This window comes from Pseudomonas sp. GM102 (assembly GCF_000282555.1).
GTDB lineage: Bacteria > Pseudomonadota > Gammaproteobacteria > Pseudomonadales > Pseudomonadaceae > Aquipseudomonas.
The window spans coordinates 72,454-90,419 of sequence record NZ_AKJB01000118.1; the positions used below are offsets into that span (position 1 = coordinate 72,454).

At 59.8% G+C, this 17,966-nt stretch carries 13 protein-coding genes; 9 read left to right on the forward strand and 4 right to left on the reverse strand.

All coding sequences use genetic code 11. The features are described from left to right. Positions 1–19: 19 nt before the first annotated feature. Genes PMI18_RS03925 through PMI18_RS03910 form a run of 4 tightly spaced genes read right to left on the reverse strand, consistent with a single transcriptional unit; the run spans position 20 to position 6,825 of the window. Positions 20–2,434 (reverse strand): hypothetical protein, encoded by a 2,415-nt coding sequence (locus PMI18_RS03925; RefSeq protein WP_007906227.1) that lies wholly within the window; start codon positions 2,432–2,434, stop codon positions 20–22. 25 nt (positions 2,435–2,459) lie between these two features. Next, the gene (locus PMI18_RS03920) at positions 2,460–3,770 is read right to left on the reverse strand and encodes an MFS transporter (protein ID WP_007906229.1); all 1,311 of its coding nucleotides are present in this window, start codon (positions 3,768–3,770) and stop codon (positions 2,460–2,462) included. After that, the gene (locus PMI18_RS03915) at positions 3,767–4,807 is read right to left on the reverse strand and encodes a methyltransferase (protein WP_007906231.1); all 1,041 of its coding nucleotides are present in this window, start codon (positions 4,805–4,807) and stop codon (positions 3,767–3,769) included. The genes PMI18_RS03920 and PMI18_RS03915 overlap by 4 nt, the downstream gene beginning before the upstream one ends. 26 nt (positions 4,808–4,833) lie before the next feature. Further along, entirely contained in the window at positions 4,834–6,825 is a 1,992-nt protein-coding gene (locus PMI18_RS03910) for a TonB-dependent receptor (protein WP_007906234.1), read from the reverse strand. A 159-nt stretch (positions 6,826–6,984) separates the two neighbouring features. On the opposite strand from PMI18_RS03910, the gene PMI18_RS03905 reads away from it, so the two are divergent. The 9 genes from PMI18_RS03905 (at position 6,985) to PMI18_RS03870 (ending at position 17,803) form a co-directional block, all read left to right on the forward strand. Further along, positions 6,985–7,950: a helix-turn-helix domain-containing protein gene (locus PMI18_RS03905; protein ID WP_007906245.1), complete on the forward strand. Its 966-nt coding sequence runs from the start codon at positions 6,985–6,987 to the stop codon at positions 7,948–7,950. 666 nt (positions 7,951–8,616) lie between these two features. Beyond that, positions 8,617–9,132 (forward strand): transcription/translation regulatory transformer protein RfaH, encoded by a 516-nt coding sequence (gene rfaH, locus PMI18_RS30750; protein WP_007906247.1) that lies wholly within the window; start codon positions 8,617–8,619, stop codon positions 9,130–9,132. A 250-nt stretch (positions 9,133–9,382) separates the two neighbouring features. Continuing rightward, a complete protein-coding gene (locus PMI18_RS03900; protein WP_007906251.1) occupies positions 9,383–10,537 on the forward strand; it encodes an outer membrane beta-barrel protein in 1,155 nt (384 codons plus the stop codon). Between the two features lie 12 nt (positions 10,538–10,549). Next, positions 10,550–11,083 (forward strand): polysaccharide biosynthesis/export family protein, encoded by a 534-nt coding sequence (locus tag PMI18_RS03895; protein WP_007906253.1) that lies wholly within the window; start codon positions 10,550–10,552, stop codon positions 11,081–11,083. A 2-nt stretch (positions 11,084–11,085) separates the two neighbouring features. After that, positions 11,086–13,332 carry a GumC family protein gene (locus PMI18_RS03890; RefSeq protein WP_007906255.1) on the forward strand — a complete coding sequence of 749 codons (2,247 nt, stop codon included), beginning with the start codon at positions 11,086–11,088 and terminating at the stop codon, positions 13,330–13,332. Between the two features lie 141 nt (positions 13,333–13,473). Beyond that, a complete protein-coding gene (locus PMI18_RS03885; RefSeq protein ID WP_007906256.1) occupies positions 13,474–14,865 on the forward strand; it encodes an undecaprenyl-phosphate glucose phosphotransferase in 1,392 nt (463 codons plus the stop codon). A 10-nt stretch (positions 14,866–14,875) separates the two neighbouring features. After that, positions 14,876–15,583 carry a WecB/TagA/CpsF family glycosyltransferase gene (locus tag PMI18_RS03880; protein WP_007906257.1) on the forward strand — a complete coding sequence of 236 codons (708 nt, stop codon included), beginning with the start codon at positions 14,876–14,878 and terminating at the stop codon, positions 15,581–15,583. A 31-nt stretch (positions 15,584–15,614) separates the two neighbouring features. Beyond that, positions 15,615–16,694 (forward strand): glycosyltransferase, encoded by a 1,080-nt coding sequence (locus PMI18_RS03875; RefSeq protein WP_007906258.1) that lies wholly within the window; start codon positions 15,615–15,617, stop codon positions 16,692–16,694. Next, positions 16,691–17,803 (forward strand): glycosyltransferase, encoded by a 1,113-nt coding sequence (locus tag PMI18_RS03870; protein ID WP_007906259.1) that lies wholly within the window; start codon positions 16,691–16,693, stop codon positions 17,801–17,803. Before PMI18_RS03875 ends, PMI18_RS03870 begins: the two co-directional genes overlap by 4 nt. Positions 17,804–17,966: the final 163 nt, after the last annotated feature.

Here is a 17,966-nt window from a genome sequence, read left to right on the forward strand (position 1 = left end):
GGTTGTCCTGGGTGCAGGTTCATTGACGGTTCCAGGCGGTTTCGGAGACCAGGCTCAAGCCATCGCCTTCCGAGTTATGGGCCAGCAACACGTCGAAAATATTCAATTGTCCGGGGCGCGTCAGGGCGCTGCGCAGGCTCGCTTCATCGAAGCTCACCAGACGCTCGCGATGCAGGCTGATCGGCCCGACTCGCTCCAGCGGTGCCGCCAACGGTGCGGCACTGGTCACTGCGACCTGTTGCGCGCCGTTATGGGCGTAGCGTTTGTCGAGGTAAGTCTGAATCAGCGATAACAGGCCATTGGTGAGGTAGAACAGCGTGACGTTACGCTTCGTCGCCCCGGGGTCCTCGGCCAGTCCCTGGGCCAGCCGTGCCTCGATATCCGGCACCAGCGCCCGGGCACCGTCGCCGACGAAGGCCAGGACATTGCCGGTGCCGGTCATGGCGATATAGGGCAAGGCCATCAGGCCGTCACCCATCAAGGCGCGCCCGTACCAGCCGGAAAAACCCGGGTCGGTGCGCGGCACATTACGCACCGCCGAGATGCCGCAACGGCCGACGTCATACACGCCGATGTAGCGATAGTCCTGGTGCTCGATCAGTTCGCGCACCAGGTTGCCCAGGCGGCGAAAGAAGTAGTTGGAGGTCATCGGCAGGGTTTCGATGTGATCCGCCGCCACGCTCTCGCTGGTCGCGGACAGCACCTCAAGCTTGGCTCGGCGCAAGGCGAGAATCTGCGGTTCGACCTGCAAGCCCCGCTCGATGTGATCAAGGAACACATCCAGCGGCACATCCAGCGCCAGATCGGTAAAGGGCGAAAGATGCCGCGGCTCATGGTTGACCTGCACCACCCGCAATTGACGCTTGAGCTTGCCTTCGGAAAACGGCGTGGCGGCCTGGTCGACCTTGCCCTTGAGGAAGAACACACAATGGCTTTGCGGCCCGTTCAACTCGTGGTCGGTGTGCACAAACTGATAGACCCGACGGCTGAAACCGTACAACGACAACGGCCCCAGATAGTGCGGCACCGGCCGGCCCTCGTGGTAAGGGCCGACACTGCCGGGCTGGGTGATGCTGTCGGCCAGGCCGATCGCACCGCGTTCGGCCAGGGCATGCACCCGTTGGCGCTGCTGATCGCTGAGTTTGCCGCACTGCCAGAGCAGGTGCAGCGGCTGGTGGTTGATCAGATCCAGGGCCTGTTCGAGGGCGTCGATCTGGGTGCTGCTGAGGATCGTTGCCGGAAGCGCTGGCGGCTCGGGCAAGCGCACATCCAGTGGCACCTGCGGCCGGGATTCCAGCACCCCTTGAGTGGCGAGGATAAACACCGGTTCGGCCCGTTCGGCGAGCATGGCGAAGGCCTGCTCCAGGCCGGCAGCGATGTCCTCGACCTTACGGATGAACACCTGGCGCAGGCCTTTGGCCTCGATCACCCGACGCCCGTCGTTGTCACCGTCATGGGTGCCCTGAAAGGCGTACCAGACGCTTTCCGGGCTGTCGGCGCAGATGATCAGCCCCGGCGCGCCGAGACGTTTGAGGTTAGCCAGGGTGCCGCGGAATTCATCGATCATGCCCGAGGTCACGGTGATCACATAGGCTCGGCCAAACAACTGCCAGCCGGCCATGGCGCTCACCGCCAGGCTGTGTTCGTTGCAACCACTGAGGCAACGCACGCCGGTGCCGGCGACGTTTTGCTGCATGGACTGGATCAACCCCGCCACCATGGAGCCGGTGTAGGAATGAAAGTCCCAGCGTTCCTGCCAGCGACTGCGCATAAAGCGCGTCACTTCGGTGGCCAGGCTCACCGACAGCAGCGGGCCGCTGATGGAACGCGCCAGCAGGCGGTTGAAGTAGGCATGTTCCAGATGGTCCAGGACGATCCGCAACAAATCCGCGCGTCGCGCCGCGCGGTCTTCCCCCGCCACTCGCAGATGGCGATTGCCACCGATGCGATTCATCCACCCCGGCAAGGCCGGCAAGGCGCAGTACAGCAATGCCGAATGGGGCGACAGGCGCGAGTTCGGCGCGGCGGCGATCAGTTCGTCGAAAGGGTCTTCGACGCCGGCCTCCGCTTGCTCACTCAGGTCGAGAATGAACAGCTCGCTCGACAGTTGCCGGTCGAGGTGGCGCAACCGCGATTGCGCCGCCTCGATCGAATCGAAGGTCATCAACCACAGATCGGGCAACATTGCGGCATGCGCCGGGTTGCCCTGCAGATAGCGCTGGGCCTGGACCATCAGCGTTTCCAGAACCGCCTCGCTGCTGGGCCGCGGCCCCAGGGCTCCATGCATTTCTTCGCAGCCTCCGATCGGTAGTGGCCAGTCAGCGGCGGTGGCAGGTGGCTGCAAGCCGGCCTGCAACTGCTCAATGACAAAGGTCACATCCTCGATCAGAGGCAGAGTCTGGGTAACCAGACAGATACCTAAGGTTGCCTTCATGAACTCATCCTTACTCAAGTCGGACTTACGATTGAATGGCTCGCGGCTGTGGCCCATGGCCCTCAGCCCGAGCCGGACCGGGCGCCAACCGCCATGTCGGCGCCCCTTTACACATACCGGCCGTGGCCACCGCGATCGAACGCCGGGCCGCCAAGGCCAGGGCACAGACCACGAACATCGCCAGGGACAGACCGGCCAGCATTCCCACATGGCCGCTGTGGTCCAGCAGCACCCCGGCGGCAATCGGCACCAGCAGGCGCGTCAGCACGAACAGACTGGCTTGCAGTCCGTAGTCGGCGGCCTGCCGATGCTCGCGGGAGAAAAACATCATCAAGGCGAAGACCAGTGTCGACACCGCGCCCATGGCCGTGGCCAACACAAACGCCGCAGCCACCAGCCAGACCATCCCGGCCTGCAACCCCACCGCTGCTGTCAGCATCAGCAGGGCGAACAAAGCCCAGAGCATAAACAGCGGAATCGCTCGCCCCGGCCCCAGTCGCTGAACCAGGCGACCACCCAGCAGGCTGGCCAGGGCCCCCACCACGCCGCCGCCAACGCCGGCAATCAAGGCCACTTGCTGCGCGGCCATGCCCTGGTCCAGCAGTAAGGGCTTGAGGTACAGCCAGGCGGCGCCGACAAAGGGAAAGCTGCTCAGCAAAACCCAGGTCCACAGGCGTGCACCGGGTTGGCGGAAATAGCCCGACCAGTCGGCCAGGCTAGGTCTGGCCGGTGTGGCAGTGGCACTTTCAGCGCGGCCTTCGCGCAGCCAGACCAAAGGCAGCAATGCCAGTAACAGACCCGCTGCCATCAGCAGAAACGGCGCCTGCCAACCCCAGCGGTTCTGCACCAGCAACATCACTCCGGCGCCGACAATGGCGCCGAGAAACAGCGCCGCCGAGCGGATACCGCCGGCACGAATCCGCTCGGACTGTGGCAGCAACTTGATCGCCAGGGCATTGACCGGAATGTCTGCCCAAGTCGCCAGCGCCCCGGCGGCGAAGGCCAGGCCGAACAGGTACCCGCGATGGGCCGTGATCGCCTGCTGGCTGACCACTACCAGCAACAAAGCCAGCAACAGGCACAGCACCAGTGCCCAGGTTCGGTAATGCCCACGCTCGCAGCGATAACGCTGCACCGGTAAGGCCAGCAGGAACTTGAACACCGCCGGCAAACCGGCCAGCTGGAACAGACCGATGTCCGTGCCAGACCAGCCGTGCTCGCGCATCACCAGTGGCAACCCGAGCAGCAGGTAAATGCTCGGCACCGCCAGCACGAAACTCAGCCAGCCAAAGAGCAGTTGCAGACGCCAGGCGCCGGTGGCGTCCTGCCGGCTCATGAGGCACTCCGACGCGCCACCAGCACTGACACCGGGGTCATCGCGAATGCCACTTCGGGGTAACTGTCGATATTGACGAAGCCGGCCTGCTGCAAGGCTTCGCTCAAGCCGCCGGCGCAGGTCACCTGACGTCCTTGCATCTGCATCGACAGGTAATAGGCCATGACCCGCCGAGCGAGCTCCGGGTCTGCGGGGATTTCCGCATGGGCGCTGACCAGCACGCCGCCCGGACGCAATGCAGCATGAATCTTGGCCAGGGCCGCGGCCATGTCCGGGACGAAATGCAGCACCGAGGAACACCAGATCAAGTCGTAGCCTTCACCGATCGGATCGCTCGCCAGATCACCACCGCGTACCTCCAGGCGCTGCTCCAGGCCGGCCAGACGAATGTTATCCGCGGCCACCGTCACGGTCTGGGCAAAGTCGAACACCTCGCCGGTGAGCATCGGATTGTCCCGGGCCAGGGCAATGGCTACCAACCCCGGGCCACCGCCCAGATCGAGCATGCGCCGCACGGCGGGGAACTCCGGCACTTGAGCCATCAGGCGCAACGCCACATCCACGGTGACTGCCCGTTGCTCCTGGGCGATCTGCAAGCGCGCCGCCATGGTCCAGTTGTCGATGGTGGTCGCCATATTCGGCGCCTGGCCACTGAGCTGGCCGGTGCGCACCTGGTCGCCAAGCTGGCTGCCGAAATGCCGCAAGCCGCGCAGGCGAAAGGCCCAGGCGTCACCGCAATAATCCGCGGCGTCGGCCCGCAGGTAATCGCTGGCTACCGCAGTGTTGCGGTAATGGGGCGGCTGGCGATCGTCGCGTTTGAGCAGTTCCATGCTCCACAGCACCTCCAGCCAGTAACCGGTATTGGCTGGGTCGAGCTGTAACTGCCGGGCAATCGCCAAGGCCGAAGTCGGCACTTGCAGCAGGTTGAACAGTTTCCAGTCCAGGGCGATGCGCAAGGCATCGGCGCGCACCCCCGCCAGGGTCAGGTCCCAATAAGGTTGCAGGGGATGGGGGGATGCCAGGTTGATATCGTTCATAGTTCGCCACTCATTATTTTCATCATTCACAGTTCGTAGCTGACCCGCAGGCCAATCTCCCGTGGCGGGCTGTAGACCCGGGCGGTGCCATTCAGGTAGCCGACGGCGTCGTAGCGTTTGTCTGCGGCGTTTTTCACGTACGCGGAAATGCCGTAGTGGCTGAAGTCGTAACCGGCGTTCAGGTCGATCAGGCCGTAGCCGCCACGGCTGTACTGGTTGGCCGAATCCAGATAGGTCTTGCCGATGGCACTGACACCGCCCTGGGCGTACCAACCGGCGGGAGCGTCATAGCGCAGGCTGAGGTGGCCGGTGAGGTCCGGCGCGTAAGGGTTGTGGTTGCCCTGGTAGTCGTTGTTGCCTTCGCTGAAGCGTTCGAAACGAGTGCGGTTCAGGCCTACGGCGGTAACCACCCGCCAGTTGTCGGCGAACTGGTATTCAGCTTCCAGGTCGAGCCCGGTAGAACGCGCCGAAGCGGCGTTGGTGATGTGCACCACCCCGGGCTGGGTGATCTGCTGCACCTGCATGTCACGGACGTCCATCCAGTACAGCGCCGCCGAGTAGCGCAGGCGTTTGTCGTCGAGCCAGCCCTTGGCACCGACCTCGTATGTTTTGACTTTTTCCGGGTCGTAGCCGGGGTAATTGGCGGCACTGGAGAAGGCGTTGAAACCACCGGCGCGAAAACCTTCGGCGTAACTGCCATACAGGTAGGAATCGGGCTGCCATTCGTATTGCAGCGCCGCCTTGGGGGTGAGGCGTTGCCATTTGTCGCTCTGGCGGCTGCCGACCGCCGGGTCGAGATGCACCTTGTCCTGCTCGGCCCGGGCGCCGAGCGTCAGGGTCCAGCGCTCGGCCAGGGGCATCACCCATTGGCCGAACAGCGCCGTGGTGTTACCGCCCAATTGCACGTCGGTACGGGTCAGGCTCAGGGGCAGCTTCTGCTCATAGGACAAGTCGTGATCATCACGGTCGGCGTAGGCACCGAGCAGCCATTGGTTGTCGCGCCACTGGCCTTCCAGGCGGAACTCCTGGGACAGAGTGTTCATGTGGTAGTCGCGGCCCACGTGGAACAGGTCGGCCGGCATGAAATCGGTGTCCTGTCGGACCCGGTCGTAGAAGTCATTGCGTGCGGTGATCGAGCGCAGCTTCAGGCCCGAATCGAACTCATGCACCACGTCCAGGGACAGGCTGCGGCCGCTGGAGTGGTTCCAGCTTGAGGTGCCGGAACGCACTTCGCGCCGCGATGAATTCACCGCGCCCCACTGCGCCCCGCCGTCGCGATAATCCTGGCGGCTGTAACGCAGGTTGACGTCGGTGGCCAAACCCGGAGTCCAGCGCAGGACCATCCGGGCACTGTGCCGCTCGCGGTCATCGGCCTGGCCGCCGCGCCAGGCGTTATCGATAAAACCGTCCTGCTCCAGCCATTGCCCGGACACCCCGGCATAGAGAGTATCCGGCACTAGTGCGGTGCTGGCATCGGCGCTCAGGGTGCGCTGGTCGCGGCTGCCGCCACCGGCTTCAATTCGGGCGTAAGGGTCGGCACCGGGTTGGCGGGTATAAATGCTCAGGACCCCGGCTTCGGCGTTGCGGCCATAAAGGGTCGACTGTGGCCCACGAAGGATCTCGATGCGTTCCACCCCCAGCAGGTTGTGGTCGAAGCCCTGCCCCATCAGGGTCGGCACGCCGTCCACCAGCATCAGCATCGAAGATGAAAACGCCGTGGGGCTGGAAGTCAGGCCACGCACCACCGGCAGGTTGGTACCAGACTGGCCGAAGGGCTGAAAGGTGAAGCCGGGAGTGACCCGGGCCAGGCGTTCCAGGTCATCGATGGCGCCCTTGCGCAGGTCTTCGTTGCTGAGCACCGACAGGCTGGCCGGGACCTGCTCCTGTTGCTGCTCGATCTTGTTCGCCGTGACGATCACCGACGGCAGTTCCGTCTGCGCGATTACAGTCGTCGCGCCGCCCACCCAACAGCCAACAAACAGCGTATAACCGCTGGCTTTCCAAACATGCTTGCTCATTGCTGACCCCATCAATGAATCGGCGCACTGCCACAGCCGGAGATGGCAGTTGACTTGGAAACATGTTATTCATTAATGCGAATGCTTATCATGTGTGTACGTATGGATTCTGGATCAATCCATATGCGAGCCGGAGCCCAACCAAGGAGGACAGTAAAAGTGGCGGCCTTACAGAGGATTTCCCAGTCGTATCGAGTCGCGTCAACGCACTCGCGGCTGGTCAGCGACGACACCGGCGGCTGGATGCGCCAACAATTGCCGGAAGAGTTGGGCGAGTGCTATTCCGAACGCTTGTGCCTGGATGACGACCTGATGGTGGTGCGTTCGCGCTATCGCCCCACGCGCAACCTGATCGAGGAAACCGTCAGCCCGCACAATCGCCATATGCTGGTAATTACCTTCGGCATGCAGGGCGACTCCGGGTACAAAGGCGCCGACGGTTCGGCGGTGTCGTTTCGCGCCGGCTACACCACCATCACTTCGTTCCAGCTGAGCCTCGGCGAGCGCTGTTACGAAGCCGGCGCAACGGTGTCCCAACTGCGGTTGTTGATCGGCGAAAGCATGCTCAACAAGTACATCGGCGAGCAGCGCACCCGCCAGTTGCTGGGCAATGGCAACGTCCGCCAACTGGCGTTCCAGAAGACCTCGGCGGCCAGCGCCAGCCACGCGACTGCCCTGACCCGCTACCTTAACCAAGGGGTGACCGGCACTCTGGACATGCACATTCACACCCTGAGCCTGCTCTCCGAGCAGCTGAAACTGCTGAGCCCCGCGGCCAGCCCTGAAAGCCTGCAGTTCAGCGCGGTCGACATCGAGAAACTCGACCGCGCCCGGGACATCATGATTGAGCAGATGGACCAGCAGTTGACCATCCCCTACCTATGCGCAGCAGTCGGGCTCAATGAGTTCAAACTCAAGGAAGGCCTGCATTACCGCTTCAACTCCACCCCGCACCGCATGCTTCACGAGATCCGCATGCGCAAGGCCTACACCCTGCTCGAGAGCGGTTGCCAGGTGGCCCAGGCGGCTTATCAAGTGGGCTACAAATTCCCCAACAATTTCAGCGCGGCCTTTACCCGGTTTTTCGGCAAGCCACCCAAATCGGTATTCGGCAAACGTCGCTGACAAATCAGCGGCGCATTACATTCGAACCAGAGGTGCTCACGCTTCGAGAGATAAAGCGATAGGGGGCAACCCCCTTGCCTTTTGCCCAAAGCGTGCACCAGTACGGATTCAATAAAATAATTTAAAAACAATAGGTTGAAGCCTACTAGTAGACTATTGGACAAAAGGTTATGTTTTTGACTAGTGACATTTGACAGGTCGTCTGGAGTGATCAATACCTAACAGGGTCACTGCCTATAACGGCGAAAGTGCAGTTAGTGGATATCTGCCGCCACCCATCATTCAAGGGTCATGCTCGAAAGGACTTGTTTTTAAAGGGCCGAAGGTTCGGACCATGCGGTAGCTTTGGCCGCCGCAAAGAACATTTGCCATCAAATGACGAAGGCGATGTCATGCACAACATCAAGTAACAGACTCGCCTGCTTTACACTTTCCATTAACAAGCTTGATTGCCACCCAGGCCCAAGCGTTATGCACGTCAAATTATTGACCTGAGTTTCGGCTTTACTGTTACACGTGCCTTACATGTTTCACTATTGATACACCGTCTTAAAAACTTAACACTGTCGCGGCACCACGACCTCAATAGAGTTCACTGAAAGTGTAAGAGCATCGCTGATGCGCGAACAGGCATGCTTAAACAATGCTACGACGGAGCTTGCCAGAATGCTGACGAGTACTAGCCGTTCCCACTGGTATCTTTTGCAGTGCAAGCCGCGTCAGGACGAACGGGCGCAAATCAATTTATTGCGTCAGAACTACGTCATATTTTGCCCGCAAATCATTAGCGAGCGCCTGATTCATGGCAAACCCCATCAATGCCTTGAGTCTCTCTTCCCGGGGTATCTTTTCATTCAGTTGAGCCGTGATGACAAATGGGCACCTTTGCGTTCTACCCGCGGCGTCAGCCGCATCGTCGATTTCAACCACGGCCCGGCCATAGTCCCTGACGACGTCATCGAGCATTTGCGCACCCGGTGTTTCAAGCCATCAAAAACTCTGCCCCCCCAACAATTCAAGCCCGGCGAAACACTGCAAATAACCCGAGGACCACTGTCGACACTGGAAGGTATTTTCCTGACCATGTTGGGTGACGAGCGAGTCATGATTCTGCTTCACTTTCTAAATAGAGAACAGCAAGTTCGTGTTCCATTGACTGACATTGAACGACTACAAACTTAATCTTTGCTCTTCTGTAGCGGCGCCACTCAAAACATAAACCAGTTAATTTCTCATCCATTAAATTTTCATCTACACCCAGCCTGTTATTACCAGTCGCCTTCTTGATTTTTTTCTAACTGGCCGACGACTACTTGAACTTATAAACCTCATCCAACAAAACAACACTGACAGCGCCCCGCATTACACCGAGCACATTCACCCACTGTTTTTCCGGTCTATAGTCATTGGATTCATCCCCAGGAGCCATGATATGACCTTCAAGTCCCGTGGACCTTTCGCACTGATCATTATCTATTTCTGTCCCGGAACGGCCTGGAGTCTTGATCCCCAGTCCATTGATATTTATGGGTTCGACTTCACCCCTACCCTGCTGCTTTCAGAAAGTTATGATGACAACTTCCGCGAACTGGAGCGGGCGCAATCTTCGATGGTGACAAAAGTGGCGCCCACTTTCGAACTCAAGGCTGAAGACCGCAACAGTGCTACCCGACTCATCTGGCAACCTACCCGGTACATTTATCATGACGACTCGGATGCCTCGAATACGGCGCAACGCTTACGCCTCAATAGCATCATGGAATTCACCGACCGCCATCGACTGAAACTTGATGCGGAAACACGTAAATACGAACGTACGACGTCGACCGCTGTCGATGGCATCAATGACAAGATTCGCAGTAACCGCGTCAACGGTCTCTATACCTACGGTGCCAGGAGCTCTGCCAACCAGATTGATCTGGGCGCCAGTTATGCCCAACTTCGCTACGACAACTCAGGCGGCATAAACGATGACAAAGAGCGCGATACCACTGGCCTGACCACCACGTGGTACCACCGCATCGGTAGCAATACACGTGGATTACTGGAATACGACCACACCGTCTTTGATTACGAGTCCAACAGCCGTCTCAACAGCACATCCGATGCGGTCCTCGCCGGTGCCGAGTGGGATTTCACCGCACGCACCTCCGGCAAAGTTCGTGTGGGTTATGAGCGCAAGAACTTCGACGACAGCGATGTCGATGACCTCAGCAACCCGACCTGGCAAGTGGATCTGCGCTGGAAACCACGCACCTATTCGACCTTCTCCTTCGTTGCCCGCCAAGCGATGGCCGAGGGCGACGACGGTGCTGATGCCGTCAAGACCACCTCGGCGCTGGTCGGATGGCGTCATGGCTGGACCGATCGCATCACCACGGTGGCCGAAGTCGGGCTGTCCCGCTACGAGTACGAGGGCCAGGACCGTACCGATGACCTTCGTGACTACAACCTCGCCGTGGAATACGCAATGCGCCGCTGGCTGGATATCGAGCTGGGCTATCGCTACCGCAACGATGATTCCGATGCCGACAATCAGAGTTTCGAACGCAACATCTTCTTGCTCAGCTTCAACGTAAGTCTCTAAGAGGTTTTCTCCATGAACTCGCGAATGCTTGGCTTGTTGTTCGTGCCGTGGCTGTTGCCCGTGACTTTTGCAGCAGACCCCGGCGCCCAGTACAAACTGGCAGCCGGCGATGTATTGCGCATCACGGTCTTCGGTGAGCGGGACCTGAGCTTCGAGAAAATCCGTCTCAACGATGCCGGAATGTTTTCCTATCCATTTCTGGGTGAGATTGCCGCCAAGGGGCTCACCCCCAATCAGGTGGAAAAGCTCATTGTTGACGGGCTCAAGCAAGGTTACCTGGTCGACCCCAAGGTCAGCCTCAACCTGATTACCTATCGCTCGTTCTACATCAACGGAGAGGTGAAGAAACCCGGCAGCTATCCATTCGAGCCCGGGCTGACGCTGGAGAAAGCCATCGCCCTGGGTGGCGGCCTGACCGAACGAGCCTCGATCAAGCGGGTGACCATCGTACGCGGCGATGGCTCCCCACCACTGACCGATACGGTCACGCGCAGCACCGCCATCGCCCCCGGTGACACCATTTCCATCGCACAAGGCTTTTTCTAATCATGGACAACAGCCCAAGCCTATACGTCGAACGTCCGCTCCAGCCGCATGTGCCGCAGCATCAGCAGTACAGCGAGGAAAAGGACACCATTGACCTGCTCAAATACTGGAGGGTGATCTGGCGCGCCCATTGGAAAATCGGCTGGTTGATACTGCTCGGCTGTGCGCTGGCGATGGCCACGCTGTCATTCATTCCCCCGCAATACATCGGCAGCACCACTCTCCTGATCAAAGAAAAAACGCCACCGCTGTTGTCCTTCCAGCAAGTAACGGATTCGAGCTCCGGTACCGTCGATTACTTGCAGACGCAACTGGCGCTCTTGCAATCGCGGGACCTGGCCGAACGTGCGGTCAAAAAGCTGAACCTCACCACCCATCCGGTAACCGATCCACGCCAACAACCGGAGTCATGGTTTGCGCCGCGCAAATGGTTGGCAACGCTAGAGCTTGGTCAATGGCTGCCAGTACTGGGCCGTTTGGCCCCCGTGCAGGTGATGCCCTCCGAAGCCGATATCTTCAATCAAGTCACGCAGAACCTCATGCGGCACACCAGCGTCAAGTTCGTCGGCAAGAGCCAGCTGATCAAAATAGAAGTGGAGCTGCCCGAACCTGGTTTGGCGGCCGCTACCGCCAATGCCATTGCCCAAGGCTTCATCGATAGTCAGTTCGACAACAGCCTGAAGTCCTCGCAGACCAACACCAGCTGGATGAATTCACGCCTGATCGAGCTGCGCAATAACCTGCGCAGTGCCGAAAACAAACTTCAGGCTTACCGGGAAGCACAAGGCCTGGTCGACGTCGGTGGTGTCGCCACCATCAGCGCCAATGAACTGGAATTGACCGGCAATCGCATGATCGATGCCCGTCGTAATCTGGCAGAAGCCGAGAGCCAGTTCCGCCAGGTACAGGCCCTGAGCAATGGCAACCTGAGCAAGCTGTCCAGTGTGCCGGCTGTCTTGAGTAACCCTTTGGTGCAGAAATTCCAGGCGCAACAGGCCAAGGCCCAAGCCAAGGTCGAGGAGCTGTCCGGGCGCTACGGTCCAAAACATCCGACCCTTGCTGCCGCCCGTGCCGAGTTGCGGACGGCTACCGACAGTTTGCGCTTGCAGGTTCAGCAGGTGGTTGCCGGTATCGAGCGTGAATATCAGCTATCACAAGCCAATGAAAACTCACTGCGCAAATCCTTCAACAGCAACAAGGCGCAGCTACAGGATATTTCGCGCAAGGAGTTTCAACTGCGTGAGTTCCAGCGTGAAGTCGACAGCAGCCGCGCGCTGTATGAGACCTTTATCACCCGTTTGAAAGAAACTGCAGCCACCTCAGACATGGACTCCACCAAGGCGCGCATCGTCGACCCTGCGATTACTCCTCTGGAACCGAGCAAGCCTCGTAAAACACTGATTCTGGCGATTGTCGCCGTCGTGGCGGCACTGATCGGTGTAGCGCTGGCATTGCTGTCCGAAACCCTGAACAAAACGTTCAAGACCGACGAAGCGATCGAAAACACGCTAGACGTTCCCCTGCTCAGCGTCGTGCCGCTGGTCACGAAGAAAAGCCGCCGGCAACTGGCGCGACTGTTCGACGACAACGACCATCCGCGTTTTTGCGAGACCATTCGCAACTTGCGCACCTGGTTGATGTTGCACGGCGGCGACATGCCATCACAGGTGGTACTCGTTGCCTCGACCATGGCCGAAGAAGGCAAAAGCACCATCGCCAACAACCTGGCGTACTCGCTCACAATGCTCGAGCGTGTCCTGTTGATCGACGCTGACATGCGCAAACCCAGCCTGTCGCTCAACTTCGATTTCCCGGCAGACAGCCCCGGATTGGCCAATGTCCTCGCGGGCACTTCGCGACTCGAGGACTGCATCCGGACTGTCGGCAATCTCGACATGTTGCCGGCCGGGAAGCTGTCGCCGCCACCGCTGGATCTGCTCAGCTCGCCGCGCCTGGCCCCCATGCTTGAGGCGCTGAAGTCGCGGTACCAACGCATCATCATCGACTCACCGCCTGCGCAGATGGTCAGCGATGCGCTGTTGCTGGCCAAGCATTCGGACGCGGTGATCTATGTGATCAAGGCCGAAAGCACTCCGGTCAGCCAGGTGCAGAAGTGCCTTGCGATACTGCAGCAGAGCCATGCCCCGGTGTTCGGTGTGGTGCTTAACCAGGTTGATTTGAGCAAGGCTCGCAAACACGGCTACAGCCATTCCGATACGTTCCAGAACTACGACTACATGTCCAGGTAAGCGCTGGCGTCTGCCTGTGCAGTAGCCTCCTTCCAACCTCATCAAAAGTTGCTTCATCCCAGTCGAGCTATTCCAGCGTGCGGGAACGAGGGCGTGCAGCATTCGGCGCCGATGTCCAATCCATGCCCGGAGGTTGAGCCGATGACATCGCTATACACCGCTCAAATGACGCACCGCCGAGGTCTGACCTTCTGGGGCCAATGGGTGTGTGCACTCAGCCTGGTCAACCTGCTACTGATGTTGCTCGTGTACGGACGAGTCGGCAGCCTGACCAGTGAATACCGTGTTCTGATGATTCTCACCGTTCTCGGTTCAGTACCGATCTACAGCGTGATGCAGGTTTACCACAAGCGTCATGAGTGGTTGTCAGGGCTCGCTCGGCTGCTGGCGGCCTGGATGATCTTGCTGGCCGTGCTGATCAGCATTGCCTTCGTCACCCAGACCAGCGTGATTTTCTCGCGGCAGGTGATCATCGTCTGGGCCGTATTGGGTTACCTGATCCAGGCAGCGAGCTTCTTGCCCCTGCATTACCTGGCCCGACTGCATTCGCACAAGCTCTGCAACGAGCGCCGCGCGGTGATCATCGGGACGTGTCCAACCGCCCATTCGCTGGCGAGAAAACTGTCCAGGCGCAATCGCGTACCGCTGCTGGGTTTTATCGCAACCGCCGACCACACCGGCCCGGCCCCGAGCATTCTGCCGCTGCTGGGGCGCATCGACGAGGTTCGCGAAATCATCACCCGCCTGCACGTACGCCGCGTCTATATCGTTTTGCCCATGGCACAAGCCGCCATCATCGAAGCGCTGTACATCGATCTTCTGGACGTGAATGTCGACGTGGTCTGGATCCCGGATTTCGGCAGCATGGTGCTACTCAATCATTCGATCTCGGAAATAGAGCGAATGCCGGCCATCTACCTCAATGAAAGCCTGATCAGTTCGCACCCCGGCAGCCTGCTCTGCAAAGAGCTGTTCGAACGCAGCCTGGCCGCCGTGGGCATTATTGTGCTCAGCCCCTTGTTGCTGATCGTGGCGGCAGCCATCAAGCTTTCCTCGCCCGGCCCGGTGTTGTTCAAACAAAATCGCTACGGTTGTAACGCGGAGGTGATCAAGGTCTGGAAGTTCCGGACGATGCGTGTGCACGACGACAACGAAGTCCGTCAGGCCACCCGCGAGGATGACCGCATCACCCCGCTTGGGCGTTTTTTGCGCCGTAGTTCCATCGACGAGTTACCGCAGCTATTCAACGTGCTCAGCGGCGAAATGGCCCTGGTCGGCCCGCGACCGCACGCGGTCACGCACAACATTTACTACACCGGCAAGGTCCGCGCCTACATGGCCCGTCATCGCCTCAAGCCGGGTATCACCGGGTTGGCCCAGATCACCGGGCATCGAGGTGAAACCCAGACGCTGGAAAAAATGCAGGAGCGCGTCGCCCAGGATCTCAAATATATCAATCAATGGTCGCTGTGGCTGGATATCAAGATTCTGGTCAAGACCCCTTTTACGTTGTTCTCGAAGGACATTTATTAGGAGTCAGCCAATGATCGACCTGGAATTAATCGGGCATTACGCACCGAATCTGCTGGACGCCAACAAAGCGTTTTCCTTCATCAATTTTGCGTCCGTCGGCAGTCTGTTCGACCGACACCCGACTTCCATCGCCTATTTTTGCGACGGCATGCTGATGTCGACCTTCATGTCGCGCATCACCGGCCGGACGATCGGCCGGGTCAGCTTCGACTTCACGTCCATCGCCGACGCTGTCTTCAGCTGCGCCGAACAACAAGGCAAGCGCGTGTATTTTGTCGGTGCCCGGCAAGCCGAACTGGACCTGTTCCTCGACAAGATCAAGGCGCGCTACCCGGCGTTGACGATCGCCGGTCATCACAACGGCTATTTCAACGCACCGCAGGCCGCGTGCATTCATGCAGACATCTGCCGTAGCGAAGCAAACATTCTGATCGTAGGCCTGGGCGCCGGGCTTCAAGAGCAGTTCGAGCAGGATGCCCTGCGTGCCGGCTTCACCGGTGTTGCATTCACCTGTGGTGGCTTCATTCGCCAAGAGGCAACGGCCACTCATCATTACTACCCTGAGCTGATCAACCGCTTGCATCTGCGCGCGTTCTATCGGATGTACCGCGAACCGCACACCATCAAGCGCTACCTGGTCGACTATCCGACCAACTTTGTTCATCTATGGGTGATGATCGTTCGGCGCAAAGTGACCATCAATATCACTTTCCCCTGAGCACCCGGCATTGATCACTGAGCACTGACCCATGCATATCCTGTTCATCCTCAAGGACTTCAAGCCCGATGGTGGTCTGGAGCGTGTCCAGCAACGCCTGGCCAGACAGTTTCTCAAGGATGGCCAGCGTGTCCGTTATTTCGTCATGAACGGAGACACGCCGGACGATGAAGGCGCTGCCACGCTCAATGGCGGCGGCAATGGAATCGTCGGCCTGTTCAAGTCCATCGTATTGCTGCGCCGGATTATCCGGCATGAACGGGTGACCCACCTCATCGCCGCCAAGGAACAGGCCAACCTCTGCGCCTGGTTTGCCACCTTGGGTAGTCCATGCAAGGTCATCTATAGCCGTCACGCGGCACTCGATTGCAGCGAACAAAAAATCAGCCCCGCCATTCTGCGTCTGCTCTATGCGTTGTACCTCTGTGGCAACGGTCGGGTAGTGGCGGTGTCCAACAGCTTGCGTCAGTCCCTCGCTGAGTTGGTGCCCTGGGGTCGTGAGCGCATCCGTTATTGCCCCAATGCAGTGGTCACCGAACAACTGCTCAGTGCCGCACAGATGCCCATGCTCACGGGGTTGCCGACCGAGTTCTGGTTAGCGGTGGGCCGGCTGGTGGAACCGAAGGGTTTCCACCTGCTGCTCGACGCCTATGCCATGGCCTTGCGCAGCGCTGCGCTGCCGGATCTGGTGATCATCGGCGATGGCCCGCAACTCGCCGAACTGACCTCACAGGCCCGCCGCCTGGGCATCGAAGACCGTGTGCATTTCACCGGTTTCCTGAGCAATCCCTACCCATTGATCAGGCAGGCAAGGCTGCTGATCCTGAGTTCGTTTCATGAGGGCTTGCCAACCGTCCTGATCGAAGCTCTGGCGCTGGGCACCCCTGTGTTGGCCTGCGACTGTGAAACCGGGCCCAGGGAACTGCTTGATAACGGCCGCCTCGGTGATCTGGTCAAGGTCAATGATGCAGCGGCGCTGGCCGAAGGGATGCTGCGCAGCGTGACCTCGCAACGCCGTGCTGCGCCAAGCGGGGAAGTTGCCGTTGAAGCCGTCCGACAGTACACCAGTCAATACGCCGCGCAGGCGTACTACCGGATATGGAACCAATGAAAAGGCTGCTGATTATCCTGCAGGACTTGCGCGGGGGCGGCGCCGAAAAAATGATGGTGCGCCTAGCCAGTGCGCTGGCTGACGCAGGCAATGACGTCACCTTGTTGATGCTCACCGGCGCAGGTGTGAATTCGGCGTGCCTCGACCCCCGGGTCAAACAGGTGGAATTGCACAGTGCGCGCAGCTCCAGGGCAGTGCCGGCGCTGGCACGCTTTCTTCGCCACAATCGCTTTGACGCGCTACTGGCTGCCCTCACCCACGTCAACGTGGTGGCCATCGCCGCGGCCATGTTGTCCGGTACGCTGGCGCGCCTGCATGTCAGCGAACGCAATGCGTTTTCCCATGACAAACACGTCAATCCTGCGTTGACGGTGCGCACCGCGTATCTGTTGGCGCCGCTGCTGTATCGACTCATCCCCAATCCGGTGATCTGCGTCTCGCGCGGTGTCGCCCAGGACCTGGTCGACACCACCATCACGCGCCCGCAGGATGTCACCATTGCTGATAACCCGGTGCTCGACAACGACTTTCGTGACAAGGCGCCGGGACGTCCGAACCACCGCTGGCTGCTGAAAAAAACCGCCCCGGTGATTGTTGCCGTAGGGCGCCTGGCCCAGCAAAAAGGCTTTGACGTGTTGCTCGATGCCTTTGCCCGATTAGCCGATCCCAGAGTTCGATTGATCATTTTCGGCGAAGGCGCGCTCAGAAACGAGTTGCTCAAACAGGCCGTCGCCCTCGGCGTGGCCGACCGCTTCGATCTGCCAGGCTATACCAGCGATCCATTGGCGGAAGTGGCAGCGGCCGATTGCTTTGTGCTGTCGTCGCGTTTCGAGGGCAGCCCCAACGCGCTGGTCGAGGCCCTCTCCACGGGCACCCCGGTGGTATCGACCCACTGCCCCTATGGCCCGCAAGAGATTCTCGACAATGGCGCGATCGCCCCGCTGGTGGCGGTCGACGACCCTGACGCACTGGCCCGGGCGATCACCGTGGAACTGACGTTGTCTCGTGATGCAAACCGTCAGGCACGCATCGATGCCGCTGCCCGTTTTGTGAATGCCTGCGCGGCGAAGACCTATCTCGATGCCTTGCTAGGGGGCGTTTTGAACTAGTTCCCCGCCGGGGCTGGTGCTGTGCAGGGTAAGGCCGATTTTGAGGGGGTACATATCCGTTGCTGCGGTCATGGCGGCTATTGGTTCCGCTCTTACAGCGGGTCACTTTGGAAAAGCGCCAAAGTAACCAAAGCGCTTCTACCCCTGTCGTTCGGTGCCTCGC

Excerpts from the sequence above, each read along its gene's own strand:
- PMI18_RS03925 (WP_007906227.1), bottom strand. The coding sequence starts at position 2,434 with ATGAAGGCAACCTTAGGTATCTGTCTGGTTACCCAGACTCTGCCTCTG.
- PMI18_RS03920 (WP_007906229.1), bottom strand. The coding sequence starts at position 3,770 with ATGAGCCGGCAGGACGCCACCGGCGCCTGGCGTCTGCAACTGCTCTTT.
- PMI18_RS03915 (WP_007906231.1), bottom strand. The coding sequence starts at position 4,807 with ATGAACGATATCAACCTGGCATCCCCCCATCCCCTGCAACCTTATTGG.
- PMI18_RS03910 (WP_007906234.1), bottom strand. The coding sequence starts at position 6,825 with ATGAGCAAGCATGTTTGGAAAGCCAGCGGTTATACGCTGTTTGTTGGC.
- rfaH (WP_007906247.1), top strand. The coding sequence starts at position 8,617 with ATGCTGACGAGTACTAGCCGTTCCCACTGGTATCTTTTGCAGTGCAAG.
- PMI18_RS03900 (WP_007906251.1), top strand. The coding sequence starts at position 9,383 with ATGACCTTCAAGTCCCGTGGACCTTTCGCACTGATCATTATCTATTTC.
- PMI18_RS03895 (WP_007906253.1), top strand. The coding sequence starts at position 10,550 with ATGAACTCGCGAATGCTTGGCTTGTTGTTCGTGCCGTGGCTGTTGCCC.
- PMI18_RS03890 (WP_007906255.1), top strand. The coding sequence starts at position 11,086 with ATGGACAACAGCCCAAGCCTATACGTCGAACGTCCGCTCCAGCCGCAT.
- PMI18_RS03885 (WP_007906256.1), top strand. The coding sequence starts at position 13,474 with ATGACATCGCTATACACCGCTCAAATGACGCACCGCCGAGGTCTGACC.
- PMI18_RS03880 (WP_007906257.1), top strand. The coding sequence starts at position 14,876 with ATGATCGACCTGGAATTAATCGGGCATTACGCACCGAATCTGCTGGAC.
- PMI18_RS03875 (WP_007906258.1), top strand. The coding sequence starts at position 15,615 with ATGCATATCCTGTTCATCCTCAAGGACTTCAAGCCCGATGGTGGTCTG.
- PMI18_RS03870 (WP_007906259.1), top strand. The coding sequence starts at position 16,691 with ATGAAAAGGCTGCTGATTATCCTGCAGGACTTGCGCGGGGGCGGCGCC.